Source organism: Jiangella rhizosphaerae (genome assembly GCF_003579925.1).
Classification (GTDB): domain Bacteria; phylum Actinomycetota; class Actinomycetes; order Jiangellales; family Jiangellaceae; genus Jiangella; species Jiangella rhizosphaerae.
This window is the reverse complement of record NZ_QUAL01000018.1, coordinates 1-24359: the sequence shown is the minus strand read 5'-3', so window position 1 is coordinate 24359 and position 24359 is coordinate 1. Positions and strand designations below refer to the sequence as shown.

Sequence of the window (24359 nt, the reverse complement as noted above, 5' to 3'; positions counted from 1 at the left end):
CGGCGGTCAACGGACGAATCGGGCCGCCGGGTGGCGGCTTACGGCAGGCCGGCCAGCGGCAGCCGTCGCACGACGAGGGCCACGACCGCGGCCATCACCCCGAAGACCACGAGGGCGACCGCACCGCCGAACCCGGTCGCCAACGCGCCCGCGACGAGCGCGAACACCGGCCGCAACCCCAGGTGGGCCATCGAGAACACCGCCATGACCCGGCTGCGGAACTCATCGGGCGACAGCATCTGCAGTGACGCGCTCAGCAGCGGGATGCTCAGCGAGAAGCCGACCCCGAGCGGCAGCGCCCCGAGGGCCAGCACCGGCAGGCTCCCGCCCACCGCCACCACTGCGGCGCCCAGTGCCTGCAGCCCGAACGCCGTCGTCAGCATCCAGCGCCGCGGCAGCACCCGCTCGATCAGCCCGAAGCCGGCCAGGCCGAGCATGGCGCCCACGCTGTTGCCCATGATGACGACGCCGGCGGCGTCGGGCAGGTCGAGCTCCGAGGACAGCGTCGGCGCCAGGGTCCGCAACGCCTCGACGGCGGCGTTGGTGAGGACGACGGCGGCGAGGATGGCCGGCATCAGCGGGGTCCGGGCGACGAACCGCAGCCCCTCGGCCACCCCGCCGGACGAGCGCCGCGGCGCCGCCACCTCCCCGCGTCCGGCATCGGCGTCGACGCGGATGAGGAGCATCGCCACGATCGGGCCGAGGCAGCTGGCCGCGTTGAGCGCGAACGCCCACGTCGGCGTGGCGGCGAGCAGCAGCACCGACGCGATGCCGGGCCCGGCGATCTGCCCGAACTGGAACTGCACGACGTTGAGGGCGGTCGCCCGGGCGACCATCGGACGGGGCACCAGCAGCGGGATCAGCGCGAGAATCGGCGGTTTGGTGAACGCGTTCGCCGTGCCCAGCAGGAAGCAGGTCACCACCAGCAGCAGCGGCGTCAGCGCGCCGAGCCCGCTCAGCACGGCCATCAGCGCCGCCACCACGAGCGCCGCCGACTGGCTGACGACGACCATGCGGCGGCGCTCCACGCGGTCGCCGAGCGCACCGGCGGGCAGGCTGAACAGCAGGTTCGGGATGAAGATCGCGAAGTTGACGACGCCCACCAGGAACGGCGACCCGGTCAGCGACAGCATGAGCACCGACGCGCACACGTTGCTGGCCCAGTTGCCGGGACTGGACACGATGCCGGCCCACCAGTAGATCGCGAAGTCGCGCCGCCGCAGCGGGCTCCGGCCGTCGCCGCCCGGCGCGTCGCTCATCCATGCCTCCTCGGCAACCGTGATTTTCGATACGATATCTAAAACTCACAGTCGAAGGAGCCCCCATGACCGGACCCGGGTTGCGCTCGCTGGTCTACGCCGCGCTCCCGCCGAACGCGACGCCGACGGGCACCGCCTGCCACCCGATCCACCGGCACGTGCTCGAGCACGCCGAGGGTGACATCGTGGAGCTGACCAAGCAGAAGATGAGCGCGGAGTTCGGCGACCAGCCGCACGTCGTCCTGACGATCAGGGACGGCGACCTCGACCCCGCCACCGACGGCGAGCTGATCGGCCCGCTGACGCTGACGGCGGGCGGGTTGCTGGTGTTCGGCGTGGCCTACCGACTGGAGGAAGCATGAACGTCACCGAGGAGTACTGCCCCGAGTGCGACTCGGGGCAGAAGGTGGAGCTGAGCCGCGCGGACCAGCCCGACGCGCGCGGCTTCATCGCCGTGCTCTACCAGTGCGAGGAGTGCGGCACGGCCTGGGACGCCTACGTCCGGCCCGAGTCCTGACCACCCGCGACGACGATCAGCGGCCGGCCGCCGCGGGATCGTTCTCGGAGACCAGCTTCTGCAGCTCCTCGGACACGTGCGACAGGTGGTCGCGCAGCCACTTCTTGCCGCCCTCGAGGTCGCCCTTCTCCAGGTGCGACAGCAGCCCGGGGTGGCCGCCGTGCTCCTCGGTGACCCGCAGCAGCAGGAGGTAGCGGCCGACGGAGCCGCGCAGGTGCTTGGCCTCGGCGAGCGCGCGCGGCCGCTCAGCCAGCGCGTAGAGCTTCTCGTAGAAGTCCTTGCGGATCTCGAGGCCGTCGGCGAGGTCGTCGGCGGCCTCCATGGCCTCGGCCGACGCGCGAAGGTCGCGCAGGATGTCCTCGGTGAGGTGCGGCATCGCCCGTTCGAGCAGGTACGTCTCGAGCAGGATGCGCAGCTCGTAGATCTCGGCGATCTCGTCGGGCTGCAGGACGGAGACGGTGACGCCGCGATGCGCGTGGATGCGGACCAGGCCCTCGCCCTCGAGCTGGCGCAGGCTGGCCCGGACCGGCATGCGGCTGACGCCGAGCGTCGCCGCGATGTTGTCGAGGTTCAGCCGCTGCCCCGGAGGGAAGTGGCCCTGCAGGATCGCCTCACGGATGAACGTCTGCGTCATGTCCTCGACGGTCTGGAAGGTGCCCCGCACGGACTGGGCGAGCCGGTCGAGGACCTCCTGCCCCGCCGACTGACCGTTGTCCGCTGCGGCGGACTTCGCCTTCGCCATGATTGTTCCCCTGCCTCCGGTATTTCTCGAAGATACATTAGTCAATCGCTGCTCATCAGGCGCCACACGCGCTCGGGGGTGAGTGGAAGACGGTCGGGCCACCGGCCGACGGCCCGCGCCACGGCCGCGGCCACCGCACCGCCGATGGGGTTGAGCGTGCCCTCCCCCGCGCCTTTGGCGCCATACGGTCCCACACCGTCCCTGCGCTCGGCAATCATCAGATCGATCTTTCGTGGCAGGTCCTTCATCCGGGGGACGCGATAGTCGACGACGTTGGCGTTGGCCAGCTGCGCGCCGTCGTAGACGAGCTCCTCGTACAGCGCGCCGCCGAGGCCCTGCGTGGCCGCGCCGAGGTCCTGTCCCTCCACGGCACGCGGGTTGATGGCGAAGCCGACGTCGGCGACCGTGACCAGCTGGTCGACGGCGACGACGCCGGTCTCGGGGTCGATCTCGACCGCGACGCCGACCATGCCGACCTCCCAGAACGGCGGCATCTTCTGCGTCGCGCCGTCGCGGCGCAGCAGCCCGACGCCGGTGACCTCGCCGGCCGAGCCGCCGAACCACTGCCGCACGACGGCGCCGAAGCTCAGCTCGCGCCCGTCGGGGCCGGCCACCGCGCCGGGCAGGTCGCGCACCTCGCCGGGCGCGCACTCGAACAGCTCGGCGGCCATGTCGCGCAGCCTGGCGCGGGCGTCGGCACAGGCGCGCTGCAGCGCCAGCCCGACCAGCGTGGTCGTGCGGCTGGCGCCGGTGGTCCGCTCGTACGGCGTCACCGACGTGTCGGACTGGACCACCGTGACGACGGACAGGTCGACGCCCAGCTCCTCGGCGGCGACCTGGGCGAGCAGCGACCGGCTGCCCTGGCCCATCTCCGTCGACCCGCTGAGCACCAGCACCGATCCGTCGATCTGGATGCGCACCTGGGCCGTCGAGATCGGGTACGCGCCGGCGTCGGACGCGGAGCAGCCGAAGCCGATGCCGTAGTAGGGGACGTCCTTGCGGTCGCGCTCCAGCGACTCGACGACCATCTCCAGGTCGGCCGGGATGTCGGCGTCGATGCCGCGCTTGCCGGGCAGGATCTCCTCGCCCTTGCGCACCAGGTTGCGCCGCCGGATGTCCGCACCGGAGATGCCGAGCCGCTCGGCGGCCCGGTCGAGGTTGGTCTCGCCGGCCAGGTTGCCCTGCGGCGCGCCGAACCCGCGGTACGACGACGCCGGTGCGGTGTTCGTGTAGACCGACCGGCCGCGGACGCGCAGGTTCGGCACCCGGTACGGGCCGAAGCAGCGGTTCACCGCCTTGGCCATGACCAGCGGGCTGTTGTCGGCGTACGCGCCGGAGTCCATGACGATGTCGAAGTCGCGCGCGAGGATGGTGCCGTCGGCGGCGAAGCCGCTCTTGACATGGATCCGCGCGGAGTCGACGCGGGTGGTGTAGATGGCCTCCTCGACGCTGAGCGTCAGCTTCACCGGCCGCCCGGTGACCCAGGACGCCACCGACGCCAGCGGCTCGACCTTGGTGTACGACTTCGAGCCGTAGCCGCCGCCGAGGTACGGCGACGTGACCCGGACCCGGGCCAGCGGCAGGCCGAAGACGCGGGCGAGGTCGTCGCGGACCATGTACGGGTGCTGCGCCGTGGAGACGACGCTCAGCGCTCCCTCGTGGTACGACGCCACGGCGTTGTACGGCTCCATCGCGTACGCGTAGAGCATGGGGAAGTGGACGGTGTTCTCGACGACGGCGGCGGACTCGGCGAACGCGGCGTCGACGTCGCCCCAGCCGAGGGTGACCTCGTGCGCCAGGTTCGTCAGCGCCGGCTCGGCGGTCTCCTCGTCGACGTGCGACAGGTTCTTGAACGACTCGTCGCCGGTGGCCTCGTAGCTCTGCTCGTGCACCAGCGGCGCACCGTCGGCCAGCGCGGCGTCGACGTCCATGACCGCCGGCAGGTCCTCGTAGGAGACCCGGACCAGCTCGACGGCGTCGGCGGCGGCCGCGACGGTCTCGGCGACGACGACGGCGACCGGCTCGCCGTAGTAGCGCACCTTGCCGGTGGCCAGGATCCAATGATCGGCGATGATGTGGCCGAACCGCGCGTGCAGCGACGCGATGTCGTCGGCCGTCACGACCGCCACGACACCGGGACCGGCCAGCGCCTCGGCGACGTCGATGCCGGTGATCCGCGCGTGCGCGCGATCGGACCGCACGACCTTCGCGTGCGCCATGCCGGGCATCGTCACGTCGACGCAGTACTGCGCCGCGCCGGTGACCTTCTCGACGAGGTCCGGACGGCGCACCGACCGGCCGACGACGTTCTCACCCATGCGCGCCTCCTCGCAGCCGCTCGGCGGCATGCTCGACCGCCTCGACGATCGGCTGGTAACCGGTGCACCGGCAGATGTTGCCCTCGAGGTGCTCGACGATGGCCGCGCGGTCGGGGACGTCGTCGCCGTCGAGCAGCGCCTTCGACATCATGAGGAAGCCCGGCGTGCAGAACCCGCACTGCAGCGCGAAGTGGTCGACGAACGACTCCTGCAGCGGGTGCAGGGTCTGGCCGTCGGACAGCCCCTCGACGGTGGTGACGGCGGCGCCGTCGGCGTCGGCGGTGAGGAACGTGCACGAGCTGACCGGCCGGCCGTCGACGAGCACGGTGCACACGCCGCACACCTGCAGTTCGCAGCTCACCTTGGTGCCGGTGAGCCCGAGGTCCTCGCGCAGGAAGTCGGCGAGCAGCGAGCGCGGCTCGACCTGCCGGTCGACGCTGACGCCGTTGACCTCGACGGTCACAGGGACGCGCGGAGGACCTTGCACCGGCTCGGACGCGGACTCGCTCATGCGCTCACCTGCTCCAGTCTCGCCAGGGCACGCCGCACGTAGACCGCGGTGACGTGCCGCTTGTACTCCTCGGACCCCGACAGGTCCGGCGTCGGGTCGACCCAGCCGGCGACCTCGTCGGCGTCGATCTCGCCGAGCGACCCGAACGACCACGCCAGCGGCACCTCGCCGACCGCGCCGACGCCCAGCCGGTACCAGCCGGCGGCGTCGTCGGCCAGCACCGCGACCCCCACTGTCGGACGCTCCATGGTCTGGAACTTCACGTACGCGCCGCGCAGCCCGTCGCGCAGCGGGACGCGGACGTCGACGAGCAGCTCGTCGGGCTCCTTCTCCGCGTAGTACGGGCCGGCGACGAACTCCTCGACCGGCACGGTGCGCCGGCCGCCGGGTCCGGCCAGCGTGACCGACGCCTCCAGTGCCATGAGCACCGTCGCGACGTCGGACTTCGGTTCGGCGAAGCAGAGGTTGCCGCCGATGGAGCCCTGGGTGCGCACCCGGGCGTTGCCGATGTGCTTCTCCATGCGGGCGAAGACCGGCAGCCGTTCCCGGACAACGGGGTGCGCCGCGAGGTCGGCGTGCCGCTCGGTCGCGCCGATGACCAGCACGCCGTCCTCGACCCGCACCCCGGACAGCTCTCGGATCCGTTTGAGGTCGACCAGTGCCGCGGGCCGGTGCAGGCCGGCGCGCATGGCGAGCAGGAGCTCGGTGCCGCCGCAGTACGGCACCGAGTCCTCGGACAGCTCGCGCAGCGCGTCGTCCAGTGTGGTGGGTCGCAGCAGGGCGAACGGCGGCAGCGTCATGCGGCGCCCAGCACCTTCCCGGCGTTGGAGAAGAACTCGTTGATGATCTTCTCCGCCTTCTTGGTGATGGTGCCGCCGCCCATGGCCGCGACCTTGCCGCTCACCTCGTACACGCCGGCCACGCGCACCGTCGTGCCGCCGCCGGCCGCCGGCTCGAGATCGAGGGTGGCGTCGACGACGAGCCGGGAGCCGACCTGGCGGTCCTCGCCCTCGGCGTGCACCGTCACGTGCTCCTCGGTGCGCACGTCGCTCAGCGTGATGGCGAGGTCGGCGCGCAGCTTGAACGGGCCGAGCCGGTCCAGCAGCACCGCCGTGTACCGCTCGAGGTGGGCCAGTTCCTCGGCCTGCTCGAGCACGCTGATCCACGACACCAGCACCGGCACGTCGGTCAGCGTCGCCCACGCCTGCGCCGGCGCCGCGGACACCGTCAGCTCGCGGCCGAACTCGTTTCGAGGCATGCGGGCCCCTTTCTCGTACTCAGCTCTTGAGCTTGGGCAGGACCTCGGTGCCGAGCAGCTCGATCTGGTCGAACCACTTGTCGAACTTGAAGCGGAAGTCGAAGACCAGGTGCTCGACGCCGGCTGCCTCGAACTTACGGCATTCCTCGACGGCGCCGTCGACGTCGCCGGCGATCAGCTGGCCCTCCAGGTCCTCGACCGTCTCGAAGCGGCCCGACGGCGGCTTGACCGCCCACTTGGACTTGTTCGCCCAGGCCAGCAGGCCGGGGATGTTGACGTGCTCGAGCGCCTCCTCGCGGGTGCGCTCGATCGAGGTCGGCGGGATGACGGCGATGGTGGGACGCTCGCGACCGGCCGCCGCGGACAGCTCCTCGATCGTCTCGATGCGCTTGCGCAGGGTGGCCATGGCGATGCGGCCGGGCATCCAGCCGTCGCAGAACTCCACCGCCAGCCGGGCCGAGCGCGGCGTCGCGCCGCAGTACCAGAACGGGATGCGCCCGCCCAGCGGCTTCGGCTCGATGCTGACGTCCTCGAAGGAGAAGTTGTCGTCCTTGTAGGTGACCTCGTTCTCCGTGAAGACCCGCTTGAGGATCTCGGCGTTGGAGCGGACCAGCTCGACGCGGTCGCGGTCGCCCCAGCCGATCGCCTCGAACTCGTGGTCGAAGGTTCCGGCGCCGAAGCCCAGGATGAGCCGGTCGGCGCCCAGCAGGTGCGACATCGTACCGGCCATCAGCGCGGTCACCAGCGGGTGCCGGAACGGGATCAGCGAGCCGGTGCCCAGCTGGATCCGCTCGGTGACGGCGCCGATCGCGGTCAGCGTGGTGAGCGCGTCGTAGAAGGTCCGGTTCGGCTTCTCCATCTCGCCGTGCGGCTCGAACACCAGGTGGTCGCGCACCCACACCGAGTCGAAGCCGAGCTCCTCGGCCCGCTGGGAGCCCTTGAGCAGCTTCTCCCGGTCGGCCTGCTCACCGAAGTGGGGCAGCAAGAGTCCATATCGCATTCGTATCGTCCTTCGGGGGTGGGCGTCAGAGGTGGGCGGTGGCGAGCCGGCCGTGGCCGGGCTTGCCGACGACGGCGCCGTCGGCGAAGACGTCCGTGCCGCGGACCAGGGTGCGTTCGAACCGGACGCCGAGGCTCCGGCCGTCGTACGGCGTCCACCCGCAGCGGGACAGCACGCCGTCGTTGGTGATGGTCCACGGGCTGTCGAGGTCGGCGATGACGAGGTCGGCGTCGTAGCCGACGGCGATGCGGCCCTTCACGCCGGTCAGGCCGAACGCGTCGGCCGGCCGGCGGGCGGCGGCGTCGACGGCGCGCTCCAGCGGGATCCGGCCCTGGCGGACGGCGTCGAGCAGCAGCGGGTAGTAGTACTGGATGCCCGGCGTGCCCGTGTGGGCGCTCCACATCTTCGTCCAGCCGATCTCCTTCTCCTCGCGCGTGTGCGGCGCGTGGTCGGAGGAGATCATGTCGATGGTGCCGTCCAGCAGGCCCTCCCAGACGGCGGCGCGGTGGTCGTCGGGCACCCAGTACGACAGCGCGTACGGGCCCAGCGTCTCGACGTCGCGCCAGGTCGACAGGAACAGCGCCCAGTGGTTCACCTCGCCGGTGACGTCGACGCCGCGGGCCTTGGCCCGGCGCACCGCGTCGATGGACCGGCGGGTCTGCATGTGGGCGATGTGGATGGGGCAGCCCGACGCCTCGGACAGCCGCAGCACGACGTCGATAGCGGTGTCCCAGATGACGCCGTCGCGGGCGGCGTAGGCGCCGGCGTAGCCCTGCGGGGTGTTGTCGCCGCGGGCCAGCACCTCGCCCTCGATGTAGTCCATCAGCGCCTGGTCGTGCGGGTGGATGATGAACCGCTTCCCGGTGGGCTTGATCAGGTCCATCATCTGCAGCAGGTGACCGTGGTCGTGCATGCCGGTGCCGGCCGGGTGCGGGTAGGTGCGGCCGGTGTCGACCACCATGTAGATCTTGTAGGCGTTGATGCCGGCCTCGGCCATCGACGCGATGTCCTCGAAGTTCGTCGGCGCCGGGTTGTGATTGTAGTCGACGATCGACTTCTCTGCGTACAGCGCCAGCACCTCGTCGAGGGTCTTCCGGTCCGTCGTCGGCGGGTCGAGGTTCGGCATGCCGAAGATCGTGGTGACGCCGCCCACCGCGGCCTGCTCGGTCGTGGTGGTGATGTCCTCCTTGTGCGTGTACCCGGGCTCGCGGGTGTGCACGTGGACGTCGACCATGCCCGGCAGCACCAGGCGTCCGGCCGCGTCGACGACGGTCGCGTCGTCGCCGATGACCGTACCGGGCGAGACGAGGCCGGCGATCTTGCCGTCGTCGGAGATCAGGACGTCGGCACGGACGGTGCCGCTCGGAGTGACGACGTCGCCTCCGCTGATCCGGGTCGTCACTGCCATGTCACTGCCCCTCCAGGTAGGTCACGGACTCGGCCGGGCCGTCCTGCGTCGTGATGACGACGTCGCCGTTGGCCAGGTAGGTGTCGAACCAGCCCACGATCGCCGGGGTGACCTTCTCCCAGTACTTGTCGTAGGCGGCGTAGTGCGTGGTGTGCCGCTGCATGACCAGCCGGCGCGGGCCCTTCGCGGCCTCGTAGATCGCGACGGCGTGGTCGGTGGGCGTGGTCGCGTCGCCCTCGATGCCGATGACCATGAGCGGCGTGGTGAGCGTGCGGGCCGCGCTGAGCGGGTCGTACTCGAGGATCTCGTCGGCCGCGGCCAGCGAGACCGCCGTCGGGATGCGGCTGTCGACGTCGGCCTTGACGGTCGTGGCCCGCCGCTCCGGCGTCGGGACCATGATCTCCTCGCGCGGGTGGACCAGCCGGCCCTTGCCGGTCGTGACCCGCTCGCGGCGGTCGTCGTCGAGGCCCTTGAGGAAGTCCAGCCACTCGTACTCCGAGCGCATGCGGTGCAGCCAGTCGCGTCCGTTCGCGACGGGGAGCTGGCTGACGGCGGCCCGGACGCGGTCGTCGACGGCGGCCAGCAGGACGGCGTTGCCACCGCCCGTGCCGCCGGAGCCGAACACGCCGATGCGGTCGGCGTCGACGTCGTCGCGCGTGGTCAGGTAGGTCACGGCGTTGCGCAGGTCCTGCAGCTGGACGGCCGGGGAGAGCTTCTTCTCGCCCTCGGAGTCGCCGAAGCCCCGGTAGTCGAAGATCAGCACGCCGAACCCGGCGGCGGTGAGCGCCTCGTGGTACCGGACGTACAGCTTGGCGTCCTTCAGGCCGAGCCAGCCCGGCCCCTGCACGATGGCCCGCAGCGGCCCGTCGGACCGATCCGGCGTGCGCCAGGACGCCGAGATCCGGCAGCCCTCGCTGTAGAAGACGACGTCTTCGCTCCGCATCGAACCTCCATTTTGGATAATTGATACAGAGTCTAAAGTGCGGGACCTGATCGGGCAAGACGCTGGACCGGCACGACGGCGACGGCGCCGGCGAGGCAGGCGGCACCCGACACCAGGAGCCCGGCGCGCGCACCCCACCACTCGCACAGCAGGCCCATCAGCGGCCCGCCGACCGGGGTGCCGCCGAGGAACACCAGCCCGTTGATCGCCATCACCCGGCCGCGCAGCTCCGGCGCGGTGCGCAGCTGCATCAGCGCCCGCGCGAGCGTGTTGACGACCATGTTCGTCACGCCGAGCAGTACGACCGCCGCGAGCGCCACCCCGAGCGCCGGCGCACCCGCGACGGCCAGGTTCACCGCTCCGAACGCCGCGCAGGCCAGCAGCAGCCGCCGCGGCGTCGCCGTCGTGGCCGCCGCGGCCGCCATCCCGCCGGCGACGGCGCCCAGCCCGAGCGCCGCGGTCAGCCAGCCGTAGACCCGTGCGTCGCCGTGGAAGACCTCCGACGCCAGGATCGGGAACACCACCCGGAAGTTCTGCCCGAACACCGACACGACCGCGACCAGCACGATCGCCAGCCGCAGCTCCGGGTGCCGCCAGACGTAGCGCAGCCCAGCGCGGGCCTGGCCGGGCGCCCGCGGCACCGGCGGGCGCCGCCGGAGCGTGCCGACGTCCATCAGCCACAGCGCGACCAGCACGGCCAGGAACGAGACCGCGTTGATCACGAACGTCACGCCCACGCCGACCAGCACGATCAGCGCGCCGGCCAGCGCCGGACCGGCCAGTCGGCCGGCGTTGTTCACCAGGCTGTTCAGCGCCTGCGCGTTGACGATGTCCGCCTCGCCGACCAGCTCGGCGACGAACGTGTGCCGCGCGGGGTTGTCGAACACCGTCACGATCCCCAGCCCGGCGGCCAGGCCGTAGACGATCGGCAGGGTCGCCGTGCCGGTCAGCGAGAACGCCGCCAGCGCAGCGGCCAGCACGGCCTGGGCCGCCTGCGTCACCATGAGCAGCCGCCGGGTGTCGACGCGGTCGACCACCACCCCGCCCCAGACGCCGCCGACCAAGACCGGCAGGAACTGGCACACCATCGACACACCGAGGGCGAACGCGCTCCCGGTCAGCTCCAGGACCAGCCAGTCCTGGCCGATGCGCTGCATCCAGGTGCCCACCACCGAGCAGCTGTGCCCGGCGAAGAACCGCCGGTAGTTGCGCTCGGACAGCGACCGGAACACGCGCCCTCGTGCCGCCCGCAGGCCCGCGAACACGCGCACCGGTCGCACCCGACGAGACGGCGCTCAGCGCGACCCGGCCCGGGCCTCCGGCCGCGGCAGCGCCGTGCAGTGCGCCGGCGGCAGGTGCAGCGACACCGGCTTGCCCGACGACAGCCGCGCGGCCGCCGGCGTCCGGCACTGCAGCTGCGAGTTCGGCAGCCGGACCTGGTACTCCATCGCCTCGCCGACGAACAGCCGGGTCTGCACCTCACCGGTGAGCACGTTGTCTCCGCCGGTGCTGCTGTCGTCGCGCAGCACCTCGACGTGCTCGGGCCGTACACACACCACGCACTCGTCGCCGACGCCCACGCCGGAGGTCGCGGCCACGGTCAGCGGGCCGTCGGCCGTGTGCACCACCCAGCCGTCCGGGGTCTGCTCGCGGACGACGCCGTCGATGAAGTTGGTGGTGCCGACGAAGTCCGCCACGAACGGGTTGGCCGGCTTGAGGTAGATGTCGAACGGGTCGCCGAGCTGGCTGATCCGGCCGTCCTTCATCACCGCGACGGCGTTCGACATCGACAGCGCCTCGGACTGGTCGTGCGTGACGTACACCGTCGTGATGCCCTGCTCGCGCTGCAGCCGCTTCAGCTCGAACCGCAGCGACTCGCGCAGCTTGGCGTCGAGGTTGGACAGCGGCTCGTCCAGCAGCAGCAGCTTGGGCTCGATGACCAGCGCCCGGGCGAGGGCGAGCCGCTGCTGCTGACCGCCGGAGAGCTTCGTCGCGTACCGGCCGGCCAGGTGGCCCAGCTCCACGACGTTCAGCGCGCGCTCGACCCGCTCGGTCACCTCCGCCTTCGGGGTGCGCCGGCGCTTGCCGACCCGCAGCGGGAACGCGACGTTGTCGAAGACGTTCATGTGCGGCCAGATGGCGTAGCTCTGGAACACCATGCCGAGGTTGCGCTCATTGGCCGCGATCGAGATGCGCCGGTCGTGCGAGAACAACACGTGGTCGTCGACCACGATCTCGCCGGTGTCCGGGCGCTCCAACCCGGCGATGCACCGCAGCGTCGTGGTCTTGCCGCAGCCGCTGGGCCCCAGCAGGGTGAAGAACTGGCCCTCCTCGACGGTGAAGGTGACGTCGTCGACCGCGTGCACGCGGTCGTGCTTGGACGCCGTCTCCTCCTTGAACGCCTTGCAGAGCGCGTCGACCTGAAGCATGTGCGTCCACTCCGTCCGTCAGAGGTCCCGGACGCCGACCCTGGCGCCGAGCTTGTAGGCGACACCGACGAGGATCATCAGGGCGACGACCATGACGACGCCGACGGCCGCCAGCACGCCGGTCTCGCCGTTCTCCCAGAGCTCCCAGATGGTCACCGACAGCACCCGGGTGTCCTGGGAGTAGAGCAGGATCGAGCTGGACAGCTCGCGGACCGACACCACGACGATGTAGACCCAGCCCGCGACGATGCCCGGCGCCATCAGGGGGACCACCACCCGGCGGAAGGTGTCGCGCCAGGTGGCGCCGGACATCTGCGCGGAGTCCTCGAGCTCCGCGCTCACCTGGCCCAGCGACGACGTCGCGTACCTGATGCCGTACGGCAGGTAGCGGGTGACGTAGGCGATGAAGAGGATCAGCAGCGTCCCGTAGATCGGCAGCGGCGAGCGCAGGTAGATGAAGATGAGCGCCACGCCGAGCACCAGGCCGGGCATCGCCAGCGGGAAGCTGGCCAGCGTCTCGAGGAACCGCGCCCCGCGCATCCGCGACTTCAGCACGAACCAGGCGACGACGCTGGTGAACAGCATGACCGCGGTGGCGCTGGTGACGGCCAGGATCGCGGAGTTGCGCACCGCGTCGACGACACCCGGCATGTCGAACATCCGCTCGTAGTTGCGCAGCGTCAGGGTGTCGAGGGCATCGATGCTGGGCGTCTGGTAGTACGGCAGCAGCGACATCCACACGAGGATCGCCACCGGCAGCACCACCACCACCACGAAGTACAGGGCGAACAGCACCGACACCGGCCAGCGCCAGCGGCCGAGGTCCAGCGGCCGCGGCCGGAAGCCCTTGCCGGAGATGGTCTGGAACCGCTCGCCGCGCCGGTTGACGCGCTGGACGAACAGCAGCCCGGCCACCGTGAGGAGCAGCAGGCTGATCGAGTAGATGGCGGCGATGTCGTAGCGCACCGGGTAGGTGTGCAGCGCCTGGTAGATGCGCGAGGTGAACACCCAGTTCCCGGACGGGATGCCGAGCACGGCCGGCGTCTCGAACGACTCCAGGCCGCGCACGACCATGACGAGGATCGCGCCGAACAGCGCCGGGCGCACCAGCGGCAGCGTCACCTTGCGGATGACCGACGGCACGCTGGCCCCGCTCATCAGCGCCGACTCCTCCAGGGCCGGGTCGGTGGCCTTGAACGCGGCGAACATCAGCAGGAACACCAGCGGCGACAGGTGCATGCCGTCGATCAGCGCCATCCCCAGCAGCGAGAACGCGTCGATCTGCAGGAAGTCCAGGCCCACCGAGCGCAGCAGGATGTTGATGACGCCGACGTCCTCGCTGAGCAGGAAGACCCAGGCGATGGTGAAGAGGATGCCCGGAATGATCAGCGGGACGATCGACGCCGCGTACAGCAGCGGCTTGAGCGGGGCGTTGGACCGCACGCAGAAGAACGCCAGCGCCGTCCCGCTCACCGTGCTCACCGCGGCCGAGCCGAAGGCGAAGACGAACGAGTTGACCAGCATCTCCGGCGTGCCCTCGACGCTGTAGGCGGCGCTGATGTTGGCGAGGCTGAAGCCCTCACCCGTCGTCAGGCCGCGCCAGGCCAGGTAGAACAGCGGCGACAGGACCAGGTAGGCCAGGATCGCGAGGACCACGACGCCCAGGACGTACACCGCCCTGGGCCGGCGCGGGCCGCGCTCGGCGCCCGGGGCGGCGTCGGGGGACGGCGCCGGCCCGGCGTCGGCCAGCTGCGTCATCCCTGGCCCCCGCCGCGGATGACCTCGTCCCAGAGCGTCGCCCATTCCTCGTACTCGTCGGCGATCTCCTGGACGTCGACGACGATCGGCTCGATCGTCTCGCCGCCCAGCGTCTCCTGGGCCAGCGAGGCGTTCGCCGGCGTCCGGCCCTCCTCGACGAACAGGCGCTGGCCGCCGTCGGCGCTGAGCACGAAGTCCTGCAGCAGCAGCGCCGCCGCCGGGTTGTCCGAGAGGCACGGGACGGCGATGCCGGTGATCTCGGCGACCACCGGGATCTGCACCGGCGCCCACTCCAGCGGCGCGCCGGCGGCCTGCAGCTCCAGCGCACGGTGGATGTAGTTGTTCGCGGCGATCGCGTACTGGCCGGCCACCACCAGCTCGGTCGTCGTGGTGTGCCCGGAGGTGATGGCGGAGTTGGCGGCGATGTCGCGGAAGACCTGGACGGCCTCGTCGCGGGTCTTGCCCTCCTCGCTCTCCATGTACTTCACCAGGCCCGCGAACCAGAACACGTCGCTGCCCTCGAGCGCCAGCCGCCCGGTGAACCGCGGGTCGGCCAGGTCCTCCAGCGACGTGGGCGCCTCGTCGGCGGACATCATGCCCGAGTTCCAGACCGGCACGATGTAGCTGAGCCGGTCGCCGGTGAAGTTCTCGAACTTGCCGGCGTCGGTGAGCTCGTCGATGTACGGCGACGACGCCGGCGCCAGCAGCCCGTTCTCGTCGATGATCGACATCTCCAGGGAGTCCAGCTCGACGACGTCGGCGCCGGGGAAGTTCGCGGCGGACTCCTCGAGCACGCGCTGGCGGATCTGCTCGCTGCCGGCCCGGTAGACGTTGACGGTGAGGTCCGGGTACTGCTCCTGGAAGGCGTCGACGACCGGCTGCGGGTCGTTGATCTCGGTGTAGAAGTCGACCTCGCCGCCCTCGGTCTCGGTGGCCTCGGCGACGAGCTGGTCCTGGCGCTCCTGCTGGTCCATGCCGTCGGTCTCGCCGATCAGCTCGACCGCCCGGGAGCCCTCGCAGACGTCGCCACCGGCGGCGGTCTCGTCGGAGCCACCGGCGGGCGAGCCGCAGCTGGTCACCACGAGCGCGCCCGCGGCGAGCGCGCTGATGGTCAGGAGCCGGGTCGGGCTTGGGCCGCGGTGCAGCTGCTGGAGCAACATGTGCTCTCCTCTGGCGCCGGTCGATTGGCTATTAGATGTTGTATCCGCAGAACGTAGGATGTGACCTCGGTAACAGTCAATGGGCGCGGAGACGCAGCTCAGTTCGTTGTGGATCCGTTATCAACTGTCGCCGCCTGGTTGCGCAGCCAGGCCGTGACCTCCGCCAGCGACAGGACGTCGGCGTACTTCTGGTCCATGTCGAACAGGTTGATCGCCCGTGACGCCTCGTGCCGGTCGTAGACGCAGTCCTCGACGACGATCACGTTGAGGCGATGACTGCGGCCATCCACCACCGTGGCGCGGACGCAGCCGCTGACGCTCTCGCCGCAGACGATGATGGTGTCGACGCCCCGGCCGATCAGGTAGGCCGCCAGCGGCGTCCCGAAGAACGCGCTCGGCGCCGTCTTCTTCAGCACCACCTCGCCGGGGAGCGGAGCGGCCTGCTCCACGATGTCGAGCCGCCGGCGATGGCGGTCGGCCTCCTCCGCCGTGCGGACGGGCGGCGCGTGCCGGCCGCCGAGGCGGGCGCCCCACGCCGGGATGCCGGACTCCTCCGAGCTCAACGCCGTCAGGTGGATCACCTCGACACCGCACTCGCGCGCCGTCGCGAGCAGCTGCTCGATCTTCTCCAGTGCGGCCCAGCCCTCCAGGCCGGTGCTGCCGGGCCAGGTGGCGATGGCGTCGAGGATCGGCTCGGGCTCGTCGCCGACCGCCTTGCGGTAGTTGTCGACCGAGAGCACGACGGCCCGCCGGCCGAAGCCGTACGACCTGGTGGGCGGTGACGCGGCGAGGTGCGCCTTGTCGCGATCGGTGAGGAAGGCATCCCAGACACGCTCAGTCATGCCGCGGATCGTATCTTTTATCCTTGACACACAGTAGCCGGTACTCCATCGTGGGCAGGACCTGGACGAGGCGCCCATCACAGCGAGGAGCACGCCGCATGACGACCCACCACGACGCGTCGGAGCAGGCCACCGGCGGTGAGCGGCACGGCCACGGGCACGGTCACGGTCACGACGACCACGACCCCGCCAACCCGCGCCGCACCGGCAAGCTGCACTACCACGAGGACGAGGTGCGGCCGCTCGCCGCGAAGGCGATCATCCACAAGCAGCCGCACCTGGACCTCTACGCCGACGGCGACCGCCAGCACCCCGCGCGCGACGTCGACCTGCCGCTGCGGACCATCCAGCTGCACATCTCAGAGCTCGCCCCGGGCCAGCAGACCCGCCTGCACAAGCACCACAACGAGGCGGCCATCTACATCATGAAGGGCGTCGGCCACTCCGAGGTCCAGGGCGTGAAGTACCCGTGGGAGCAGGGCGACTTCCTGTTCATCCCGACCATGCAGTGGCACACGCACGTGAACTCCGGCGACGAGCCGGTGCTCTACATGGGGATCACCAACAAGCGAATGCTCGACTGGCTGGGCCTGGACCGCAAGATCGAGGCCGGCAAGCACGTCCCGATGGAGGAGGTCGAGAAGGAGATCGCCTCGGGCAGCTTCTCGCCGTACTCGCACTACAGCATCGACCCCGAGACCGGGGTCCGGTTCGGCCCGCCCGGGTTCATCACCCACGGCGACTGAGCCGCAGCGTCCCGCCCTCTCCGCCCACTCCACGTTGATCTTGGAGTTTCGCGGGGAGGGCGCGGCGCCGCCGACGCGGCCGCGGTCAGCTGCGCGACCGCGCGGCCCGCTTACGCGGCGCCGGGCCCTTGGCCCGCTTCTCCGCGATCAACTCGACCGCCCGCTCGTGCGTGAGCTGCTCGATGTCGGTACCCCGCGGCACCGTCACGTTCGTCTCGCCGTCGGTGATGTAGGGGCCGAACCGGCCGTCCTTGACCACCAGCGGCTTCCCCGAGGCGGGGTCGGTGCCCAGCTCGCGCAGCGGCGGCGTGGCGGCCCGGGCGCCGCGGCGGCCCTTCGGCTGCGCGAACAGCTTCTCGGCCTCCTCGACGGTGACCGTGAACAGCGACGCCTCGTCGGGCAGCGACCGGGAGTCCGAGCCCTTCTTGACGTACGGGCCGTAGCGGCCGTTGGTCGCCACGATCTCGTTGCCCTCGGCGTCCTTGCCGACCACCCGCGGCAGCGTCAGCAGCCGGAGCGCGTCGTCGAGCGTCACCGTGTCGACCGACATGGTGCTGAACAGCGACGCCGTCGGCGGCTTGGCGTTCTTGGGCGCGTCGTCGGGCAGGATCTCGGTGACGTACGGGCCGTACCGGCCGGACTTGGCGACGACGGTGTTGCCGGTGGCGGGGTTGACGCCCAGCTCGCGGTCGCCGTTGCCGCGGGCCACCAGCTCTCGCGCCTTCTCGGCGTCGAGCTCGTCGGGCGGGAGGTCCTCGGGGATGCTGCCGCGGTTGCCGTCGGCGTCCTCGAGGTAGGGCCCGTAGCGGCCGACCCGCACCGTGAACCCGTCGCCGATGGGGAACGACGAGATCTCGCGAGCGTCGATCTCGCCGAGGTTGTCGGCGAGCTTCTTCAGGCCCTCGATGGTGTCGTCGCCGTGCCAGAACTGCGCCAGCTCCGCGGCGCGGTCGGCCCGGCCGGCGGCGATGTCGTCGAGGACGTCCTCCATCTTGGCGGTGAACTCGTAGTCGACCAGCCGGGTGAAGTGCTCCTCGAGCAGCCGGACCACGGCGAAGGCCAGCCAGGCCGGCACCAGCGCGGTGCCGCGCTTGAACACGTAGCCGCGGTCGAGGATGGTGCGGATGATCGACGCGTAGGTGGACGGGCGGCCGATCTCGCGGTCTTCCAGCTCTTTGACCAGCGTGGCCTCGGTGTAGCGGGCCGGCGGCTTGGTGCTGTGGCCCTCGGGCTCGACGCCGGCCGCCGTCAGCCCCTGCCCCTCGGTGAGGTGCGGGAGCCGGCGCTCGCGGTCGTCGAGCTCGGCCTCGGGGTCGTCGGCGCCCTCGACGTAGGCCTTGAGGAAGCCGTGGAAGGTGATGGTGCGGCCGGACGCGGTGAACTCGACGTCCTCGCCCGTGGCGGCCGTGGCGCCCACCCGGACGGTCAGCGTCTCGCCCTTGGCGTCGCGCATCTGCGAGGCGACGGTGCGCATCCAGATGAGCTCGTACAGCCGGTACTCGTCGTCGCGCAGGCCGGTCTCGGCCGGCGTGCGGAAGGTGTCGCCGGCCGGGCGGATCGCCTCGTGCGCCTCCTGCGCGTTCTTCACCTTGCTGGTGTACTTGCGCGGCGCGTCGGGCAGGTACTCGGCGCCGTACAGCTCCGCCACCTGCGCCCGGGCCGCGTTCAACGCGGAGTCGGACAACGTGATGGAGTCGGTACGCATATAGGTGATGAAGCCGTTCTCGTACAGCCGCTGCGCCACCTGCATGGTGCGGGCCGCGCCGTAGCCCAGCTTGCGCGAGGCCTCCTGCTGCAGCGTGGTGGTGCGGAACGGCGCGTACGGCTTGCGGGTGTACGGCTTGGCCTCGACGGAGCGGACGGTGTAGTCGACGTCGCCCAGCGCGGCGGCCAGGGCGCGGGCGCGCTGCTCGTCGAGCACCGCGACGTCGCGGCTCTTCACCTCGCCGCGCGCGTCGAAGTCGCGGCCGGAGGCGACCTTCGTGCCGTTGACGGTGGCCAGCCGGGCCTCGAAGGCGTGCGGGTCGTCGGACGTGCCGGTGTCGAGCGTGGCGGTGAGGTCCCAGTACTCCGCCGAGCGGAACGCCATGCGCTCGCGCTCGCGGTCGACGACCAGGCGCGTCGCCACGCTCTGGACCCGTCCCGCCGACAGGCCCTGCATGACCTTGCGCCACAGCACGGGGGACACCTGGTAGCCGTAGAGGCGGTCGACGATGCGCCGCGTCTCCTGCGCGTCGACGAGGTCCTCGTCGATGTCGCGGGGGTTCTCGACGGCGGCCCGGATGGCGTCGCGGGTGATCTCGTGGAAGACCATGCGGCGGACCGGGACCTTCGGCTTCAGCTCCTCGCGCAGGTGCCACGCGATGGCCTCGCCCTCGCGGTCCTCATCGGTGGCGAGCAGGAGCTCGTCGGCCTCCTTGAGCATGGTCTTGAGCTTCTTGACCTGGTCCTTGGCGCGGCCCGGCGGCACGATGTACAGCGGCTCGAAACCGCCCTCGACGTCGACGCCGACAGGGTTGCCGTACCGCTCGCGCTCGGCCGCGGGGACCTCCGTCTTCTTGGACGGGAGGTCGCGGATGTGGCCGAACGACGACTCGACCATGTAACCGTCACCAAGGTAACCGGCGATGGTCTTGGCCTTCGCCGGCGACTCCACGACGACGAGACGGCGGCGGGCCGTGCCGTTCGTGGATCGGGCCATGAATGCTCCTCACTCCCCGGGCACGGTGAACCGACCCCTTCGGCTCACGAATACTCCCTGCGACAACGCACGGTATCCGACGTTGTTCCCGAGACGCGAAGAGGATAACCGGACGGCGATCGCGGCAGCCAATGATCAACACCGTCCGTCTGCTGCGATGTCAGGCCGGCCGGGGCCGCGGCCCGAACACCGCGGAGCCGATCCGGACCATCGTCGCGCCCTCGGCGACGGCGGCCTCGAGGTCGCCGCTCATACCCATGGAGAGGACGGGGAGCTCGGCTCCGACGACGTCGGCCGCGCGGTCGCGCAGCTCGCGAAGAGCGCGGTAGGACGCCCGCACCGCGGCCTCGTCCGGCGACTGCAGGCCGACCGTCATCAGCCCCCGGACCCGCAGCCGATCCCGCTTCGCGACCTCGGTGACGACGGTGACCGCGCCGGCCGGCGCGACGCCGGACTTGGTCGCCTCGCCGGACGTGTTCACCTGCACGAGCACGTCGAGCGTCCGGTCCAGCGTCTCCAGCCGGCGCTGCAGCCGGTCGGCCAGCTCGACGCCGTCCACGGACTGGACGCAGCTGACGTACCGGAGCACCTGGTTGACCTTGTTCGACTGCAGGTGTCCGATGAAGTGCCGCTCGAACAGCTTCGGACCCGCGAGCGCAGTCAGTTCCAGGTCCTTCTCGGCCAGCTCCTGGACCCGGTTCTCGCCGATCAGCCGGGCGCCGGCGGCGATCGCCTCGGCGATCCGCGCAGCCGGCTGCGTCTTGGTGGCCAGCAGCAGCTCGACCTCGTCCGGCGCGCGGCCGGCCGCCACGCAGGCCGCGTCGACGCGCGCCCGCACCGCCGCCAGGTTGTCCCGGATGTCCGGCATCGATCTCCTTCCGCTGACCTCTAGAGTCCTAGTCGTGACGGTACTGGTCGGCTGGATCCTTGCGCTCGGGATGGTCGTCGTGGTGCCGCTCGGGCTGCGGCTGATCGACGACGACCGGCAGCGGCTCGGGCCGGTCGGGCAGGTGTGGCCGTTCGCCGGGCTGCTCGGCGGGCTGTCGCTGCTGCTCGACCGCGGCGACGGGTTCGCCGTCGTGCTGGCGTGCTGTTACGCCGCCGTGGCGGCCTGGCTCGCGGTGCTGGCGCTGCTGCGGCTGCTGCGCCGCCGGTCGCTGGTCCCCGTCGAGATCGCCGTGCTGACGGCCATGGCGTCGCCGGCCGTCGCGGCCGCCTCGCTGATCGCCGAGCGCGGTGGCTGGGAGCTGCTCGGCTTCGGCATGACGACCCAGCTGCTGACGGTGGCGCACTTCCACTACGCCGGGTTCGCGGCGGCCCTGGTGGCCGGGCTGACCGCGAGCCGCGCGCCGTCGCCGTCGTCGTCGATCGCGGCGCTGACCGTGCCGGGCGGCGTCGCGCTGGTGTTCCTCGGCTACTTCACCGGCGACGGCGTCGAGCTGGCCGGCGCCGTCGTGCTGACCGCCGGCATGTGGCTGCTGGGCTGGACGGTCTGGCGCGACGTGGTGCCGTCGGCGGGCAGCGCGGTGACGCGGGTGCTGCTCACGGTGAGCGCGGCGGTGCTGGCCGCGACCATGCTGCTGGCGCTGAGCTGGGCGGCGGGGCACGTCTGGGACGCCGTCCCGCACCTGTCGCTCACCTGGATGGCGGCGACCCATGGCCTGGCCAACGCGCTCGGCTTCGCGGTGTGCGGCCTGCTCGCCTGGCGCCGCCTCCAGCGCACGCCGTCGCCGGTCCCCTCAGAAGGAGCCCTCGATGAGCACTGACGACCGGCCGGTTGCGGCCGAGCCGTCCGATCTGGAACGCCTCTTCGTCCAGCGCGTCAACGACCGCGACGTCGACGGCCTGGTCGCCCTGTTCGAGGACGACGCCGTGATGGGCGTCTCGCCCGGCCAGACCGTCACCGGCCGCGACGCCATCCGCGGGTTCTTCGCGGAGTACGTGGCCTCCGGCGTCACCCTGACCCTCGGCGACCAGCAGCCCGTCCTGCGCACCGGCGATATCGCGCTGACCTCGACCCGGCTGACCGACGGCGGCGTGACCGCCGAGGTGGCGCGCCGGCAGCCGGACGGCAGCTGGCGCTGGGCCCTGGATCAGTGGAACGTGCTGGCCTGAGCCGCCTCACGGTGCGGCCGTGCCGCCGTACTTCGCGATCTTGAAGTCGACGACGTCGAGGGCGACGCGCAGGGCCTCCATGCGGACGCGGACGGCCTCGCGGTGCTTCACCAGTAGCGCCAGCCGGTCGGGCTCGGTCCCGGGCCCGAGGGCGACCAGCTCGAAGTAGCGCTGGATGTCGCGGATCGGCATGTCGAGCTGGCGCAGCCGGGTGATGAACACGACGCGGTCGACGTCGTCGGCGGTGTAGTGCCGGCGCCCGGCGCTGTCGCGTTGGACGTCGAGCAGGCCGATGCGCTCGTAGTAGCGCAGCGTGTGGGCCGTCACGCCGGTGCGCTCGGCCACCTCGGAGATGGTCTCGGTGGGCTGTGGGATCGGGGTGTCGCGCAGATCGAGCGTCGTCACACCATCGACGGTAGGACTTCGAGCACACTCGAAGTCAAGTCATTCGTAGCCGAACATCTGCGTCCAGTACGGCCCGCCGTCGCTGTCGGCCGCGCCGACCCCGATCGCCTGGAAGTCGCAGTTCAGGATGTTCTCCCGGTGGCCGGGGCTGTCCATCCAGCCCTCGACGACGTCCTCGGCGCTGCGGTAGCCCCAGGCGATGTTCTCGCCGCCCCAGCTGTCGTAGCCGGCCCGCTCGGCCCGCTCGCCCGGGCCGACGCCCTCCGGGGTGACGTGGTCGAAGTAGTCGCGCTCGGCCATGTCCTCGCTGTGCAGGACGGCCGCCTCGTGCAGCCGGTCGTCCGCGTGCAGCGGGCCGCAGCCCTCGTCCGCCCGGATCTCGTTGGTGAGGTCGACGACCTCCTGCTCCCGCTCGGACATGCCGCCCTCGGGAGCCTGCGTGCCGACGTCGGTGGGCTCGGGCTCGGCCGGCTCCTCGGGTTCCTCCGCCGGCGGCTCGGAGGCCGGCGGCTCGGGTTCGGGCTCCTCCGTCGGGGCCGGTTCCTCCTCCGGCTCGGGCTCCGGCTCCGCGGTCGGCGTGGGCGTGGGCGTGGGCGACGAGGACGGCGTCGGAGTGGCCGTGGTAGTGCTCGGCCTCGGGGTCGCCGACGGCGGATCCAGCGGCAGGATCTCGACGCTCTCGGCCCGCGGGACGGCGACCGGGTCACCGCCGCAGCCGGCCGTCGCCAGGACGCCGGCGACGAGCACGGCGACGGCCGCGGTGCTCGCCCGCCTCGGCCGCATGCCGCCTCCCGTCCGCTCGACGGAGGGCATTCTTGCCCCGGCCCGGGCTGCCCGAAACCTCCCGTTCCGCGGGGATCAGAGCGTGCCGAGCCAGGCCCAGACGATGGCGCCGACGCGGCCCAGCTGCGCGGGATCGACGACCGCGGGCACGTCGCCGGGCGAGTGGTAGCCGTCGTACGGGATGCTGCCCAGCCGCGCCGACGGCAGGCCGGCCTTCTCGAACGACCAATGGTCGCTGGACCGGTTCTCGCAGGTCCGCACCGGTACGGCGGCCGCCGCCGCGGCGGCCACGAGCGCATCGCGCAGCGCCGTCGTGCCGCGCCCGCCCGTGCACACCGGCACGTGGTCGGCGGCGACGCCGACGCGGTCCAGCGACACCATGCCGGCCACGGCCGCCGCCTGTGCGGCGGGCAGCTCGCGGACGTAGAACTGCGAGCCGAAGTGGTGCATGGAGTCGCCGTCGCCGCGCGGCTCCTCGGCGCCGAACGCGATGAACCGCACCGGCAGCCCCGGCGGCTGGGCGGCGGCCATCCGGGCCAGCTCGATCATGACCCCGATGCCTGACGCGTTGTCCTCGGCGCCGGGTGCCTGCGGGACGGTGTCGAGGTGCGCTCCGACGACGACGTGCGGCTGGGCGGGGTCGAACCCGGGCGGGTCGGCGATGACGTTGCGCGACGTTCCCGCCTCGACGTCGACACCCCAGGAGTTGCCGTCGGGCACCGAGAACGGCGTCGTGGTGACCTCGTAGCCCAGCGCCGTCATGGCGTCGACGACGTACCGCGCCGCCTGCTGGAACCCCGGCGACGTCGCCTCGCGCGGGCCGATCGTGCCGGCCAGGTGCTCGACCACGGCGTACGCGGCGGCCGGGTCGAACACCTGCGGCAGTGTGGGGGAAGGGGTCGGTGTGGGCGTCGGTGTGGGCGTCGGCGTGGCGGTGGCCGTCTCGGTCGCCGTCGGGACCTCCGATGCGGTCAGGATCGACGGCGCCGGAGCCGGCTCGGTCTCCTCGTCACCACTGCACCCGGCCGCCGTCAGGACGAGGACGGCGGCCGCCCCGAGGGTGTACCTGGCCACGCTGCATGGTACGTCTGCCGCTCGCGCCACTCGGCTGAGCCGGACCTTGTCGGTGGGGGCGGGTAAGATCATTTGCATGTTCGAAGAAGCGCTGTCGACTGCTCCGCCGCCGGAGGTTGCTCCGCCGGTGGAGTGGGAGACGGCGCCATGCGATGACCCGAGCGTCGCCGACATCGATCCGGCGCTGTTGGAACAGTTGTGCACCGGCGGCGAGGCCGCTGTCGCGGTCTTCGACATCGATCAGGTGCCGGCCGGGCCGGAGCTGGCCGCCCGACTGGCCCGGTTCGACCCGGCGGCCGCGAGCGCGGACGAGCTGGTGGAGGCGGTGGCGGCGTCCGCCCGGTTGGCCGCGTGGGTGGCCGGGTTCGAGGCGGGCGCGGCCGCGCAGTT

25 protein-coding genes are annotated in these 24359 nt (G+C 71.6%); 6 read left to right on the top strand and 19 right to left on the bottom strand.

Annotation, left to right across the window (positions count from 1 at the left end):
- Positions 1-38: 38 nt before the first annotated feature.
- The gene (locus DY240_RS01920; RefSeq protein ID WP_119658286.1) at positions 39-1259 is read right to left on the bottom strand and encodes an MFS transporter; all 1221 of its coding nucleotides are present in this window, start codon (positions 1257-1259) and stop codon (positions 39-41) included.
- Between the two features lie 65 nt (positions 1260-1324).
- On the opposite strand from DY240_RS01920, the gene DY240_RS01915 reads away from it, so the two are divergent.
- Both DY240_RS01915 and DY240_RS31580 read left to right on the top strand, forming a co-directional pair.
- Positions 1325-1621 carry a hypothetical protein gene (locus DY240_RS01915; protein WP_119658285.1) on the top strand — a complete coding sequence of 99 codons (297 nt, stop codon included), beginning with the start codon at positions 1325-1327 and terminating at the stop codon, positions 1619-1621.
- The gene (locus DY240_RS31580; protein ID WP_158602704.1) at positions 1618-1776 is read left to right on the top strand and encodes a hypothetical protein; all 159 of its coding nucleotides are present in this window, start codon (positions 1618-1620) and stop codon (positions 1774-1776) included. The genes DY240_RS01915 and DY240_RS31580 overlap by 4 nt, the downstream gene beginning before the upstream one ends.
- 16 nt (positions 1777-1792) lie before the next feature.
- On the opposite strand, the gene DY240_RS01910 is transcribed toward DY240_RS31580, so the two are convergent.
- The 13 genes from DY240_RS01910 to DY240_RS01850 form a co-directional block, all read right to left on the bottom strand.
- Positions 1793-2518 (bottom strand): GntR family transcriptional regulator, encoded by a 726-nt coding sequence (locus tag DY240_RS01910; RefSeq protein WP_119658284.1) that lies wholly within the window; start codon positions 2516-2518, stop codon positions 1793-1795.
- 41 nt (positions 2519-2559) lie between these two features.
- Positions 2560-4836 (bottom strand): xanthine dehydrogenase family protein molybdopterin-binding subunit, encoded by a 2277-nt coding sequence (locus tag DY240_RS01905; protein ID WP_158602703.1) that lies wholly within the window; start codon positions 4834-4836, stop codon positions 2560-2562.
- Positions 4829-5347, bottom strand: a complete 519-nt coding sequence (locus DY240_RS01900; protein ID WP_119658282.1) for a (2Fe-2S)-binding protein — start codon at positions 5345-5347, stop codon at positions 4829-4831. Before DY240_RS01900 ends, DY240_RS01905 begins: the two co-directional genes overlap by 8 nt.
- Positions 5344-6147, bottom strand: coding sequence for an FAD binding domain-containing protein (locus DY240_RS01895; protein WP_119658281.1), 804 nt, complete (start codon positions 6145-6147; stop codon positions 5344-5346). Before DY240_RS01895 ends, DY240_RS01900 begins: the two co-directional genes overlap by 4 nt.
- Positions 6144-6605 (bottom strand): CoxG family protein, encoded by a 462-nt coding sequence (locus tag DY240_RS01890; protein ID WP_119658280.1) that lies wholly within the window; start codon positions 6603-6605, stop codon positions 6144-6146. The genes DY240_RS01895 and DY240_RS01890 overlap by 4 nt, the downstream gene beginning before the upstream one ends.
- A 19-nt stretch (positions 6606-6624) precedes the next feature.
- Positions 6625-7605 (bottom strand): LLM class flavin-dependent oxidoreductase, encoded by a 981-nt coding sequence (locus DY240_RS01885; protein ID WP_119658279.1) that lies wholly within the window; start codon positions 7603-7605, stop codon positions 6625-6627.
- A gap of 25 nt (positions 7606-7630) precedes the next feature.
- Positions 7631-9013, bottom strand: coding sequence for a dihydroorotase (locus tag DY240_RS01880; RefSeq protein WP_119658278.1), 1383 nt, complete (start codon positions 9011-9013; stop codon positions 7631-7633).
- Between the two features lies 1 nt (position 9014).
- Complete coding sequence (locus tag DY240_RS01875) at positions 9015-9956, bottom strand: alpha/beta hydrolase (protein ID WP_119658277.1); 942 nt, start codon at positions 9954-9956, stop codon at positions 9015-9017.
- Between the two features lie 32 nt (positions 9957-9988).
- Positions 9989-11227 (bottom strand): MFS transporter, encoded by a 1239-nt coding sequence (locus DY240_RS01870; protein WP_158602702.1) that lies wholly within the window; start codon positions 11225-11227, stop codon positions 9989-9991.
- Between the two features lie 24 nt (positions 11228-11251).
- Positions 11252-12385 carry an ABC transporter ATP-binding protein gene (locus DY240_RS01865; RefSeq protein WP_119658275.1) on the bottom strand — a complete coding sequence of 378 codons (1134 nt, stop codon included), beginning with the start codon at positions 12383-12385 and terminating at the stop codon, positions 11252-11254.
- An 18-nt stretch (positions 12386-12403) separates the two neighbouring features.
- Positions 12404-14143, bottom strand: a complete 1740-nt coding sequence (locus DY240_RS01860) for an ABC transporter permease (protein WP_158602701.1) — start codon at positions 14141-14143, stop codon at positions 12404-12406.
- Positions 14140-15303 (bottom strand): ABC transporter substrate-binding protein, encoded by a 1164-nt coding sequence (locus DY240_RS01855; RefSeq protein WP_119658273.1) that lies wholly within the window; start codon positions 15301-15303, stop codon positions 14140-14142. Before DY240_RS01855 ends, DY240_RS01860 begins: the two co-directional genes overlap by 4 nt.
- 98 nt (positions 15304-15401) lie before the next feature.
- Positions 15402-16145: an isochorismatase family protein gene (locus DY240_RS01850; protein ID WP_119658272.1), complete on the bottom strand. Its 744-nt coding sequence runs from the start codon at positions 16143-16145 to the stop codon at positions 15402-15404.
- A gap of 98 nt (positions 16146-16243) precedes the next feature.
- On the opposite strand from DY240_RS01850, the gene DY240_RS01845 reads away from it, so the two are divergent.
- On the top strand, positions 16244-16891 hold the full coding sequence (locus DY240_RS01845) for a cupin domain-containing protein (protein WP_119658271.1): 648 nt from the start codon (positions 16244-16246) through the stop codon (positions 16889-16891).
- An 85-nt stretch (positions 16892-16976) separates the two neighbouring features.
- Here DY240_RS01845 and topA read toward each other — a convergent pair whose 3' ends face one another.
- Both topA and DY240_RS01835 read right to left on the bottom strand, forming a co-directional pair.
- Positions 16977-19592, bottom strand: coding sequence for a type I DNA topoisomerase (gene topA / locus DY240_RS01840; protein ID WP_119658270.1), 2616 nt, complete (start codon positions 19590-19592; stop codon positions 16977-16979).
- A 160-nt stretch (positions 19593-19752) separates the two neighbouring features.
- Positions 19753-20460 (bottom strand): YggS family pyridoxal phosphate-dependent enzyme, encoded by a 708-nt coding sequence (locus DY240_RS01835; RefSeq protein ID WP_119658269.1) that lies wholly within the window; start codon positions 20458-20460, stop codon positions 19753-19755.
- Between the two features lie 34 nt (positions 20461-20494).
- On the opposite strand from DY240_RS01835, the gene DY240_RS01830 reads away from it, so the two are divergent.
- Both DY240_RS01830 and DY240_RS01825 read left to right on the top strand, forming a co-directional pair.
- Positions 20495-21358: a YndJ family protein gene (locus DY240_RS01830; protein WP_119658268.1), complete on the top strand. Its 864-nt coding sequence runs from the start codon at positions 20495-20497 to the stop codon at positions 21356-21358.
- Positions 21348-21707 carry a YybH family protein gene (locus DY240_RS01825; RefSeq protein WP_119658267.1) on the top strand — a complete coding sequence of 120 codons (360 nt, stop codon included), beginning with the start codon at positions 21348-21350 and terminating at the stop codon, positions 21705-21707. Before DY240_RS01830 ends, DY240_RS01825 begins: the two co-directional genes overlap by 11 nt.
- A 6-nt stretch (positions 21708-21713) precedes the next feature.
- On the opposite strand, the gene DY240_RS01820 is transcribed toward DY240_RS01825, so the two are convergent.
- The 3 genes from DY240_RS01820 to DY240_RS01810 all read right to left on the bottom strand — a co-directional run bounded on the left by DY240_RS01820 (position 21714) and on the right by DY240_RS01810 (position 23969).
- Entirely contained in the window at positions 21714-22112 is a 399-nt protein-coding gene (locus tag DY240_RS01820; RefSeq protein ID WP_119658266.1) for a MerR family transcriptional regulator, read from the bottom strand.
- A 39-nt stretch (positions 22113-22151) separates the two neighbouring features.
- Positions 22152-22895, bottom strand: coding sequence for a CAP domain-containing protein (locus DY240_RS01815; RefSeq protein ID WP_119658265.1), 744 nt, complete (start codon positions 22893-22895; stop codon positions 22152-22154).
- Between the two features lie 75 nt (positions 22896-22970).
- Positions 22971-23969 (bottom strand): M28 family metallopeptidase, encoded by a 999-nt coding sequence (locus tag DY240_RS01810; RefSeq protein ID WP_199700608.1) that lies wholly within the window; start codon positions 23967-23969, stop codon positions 22971-22973.
- A gap of 76 nt (positions 23970-24045) precedes the next feature.
- Here DY240_RS01810 and DY240_RS32680 point away from each other — a divergent pair.
- On the top strand, positions 24046-24359 hold a 314-nt coding region (locus DY240_RS32680), incomplete at its 3' end, for a hypothetical protein (RefSeq protein WP_199700606.1).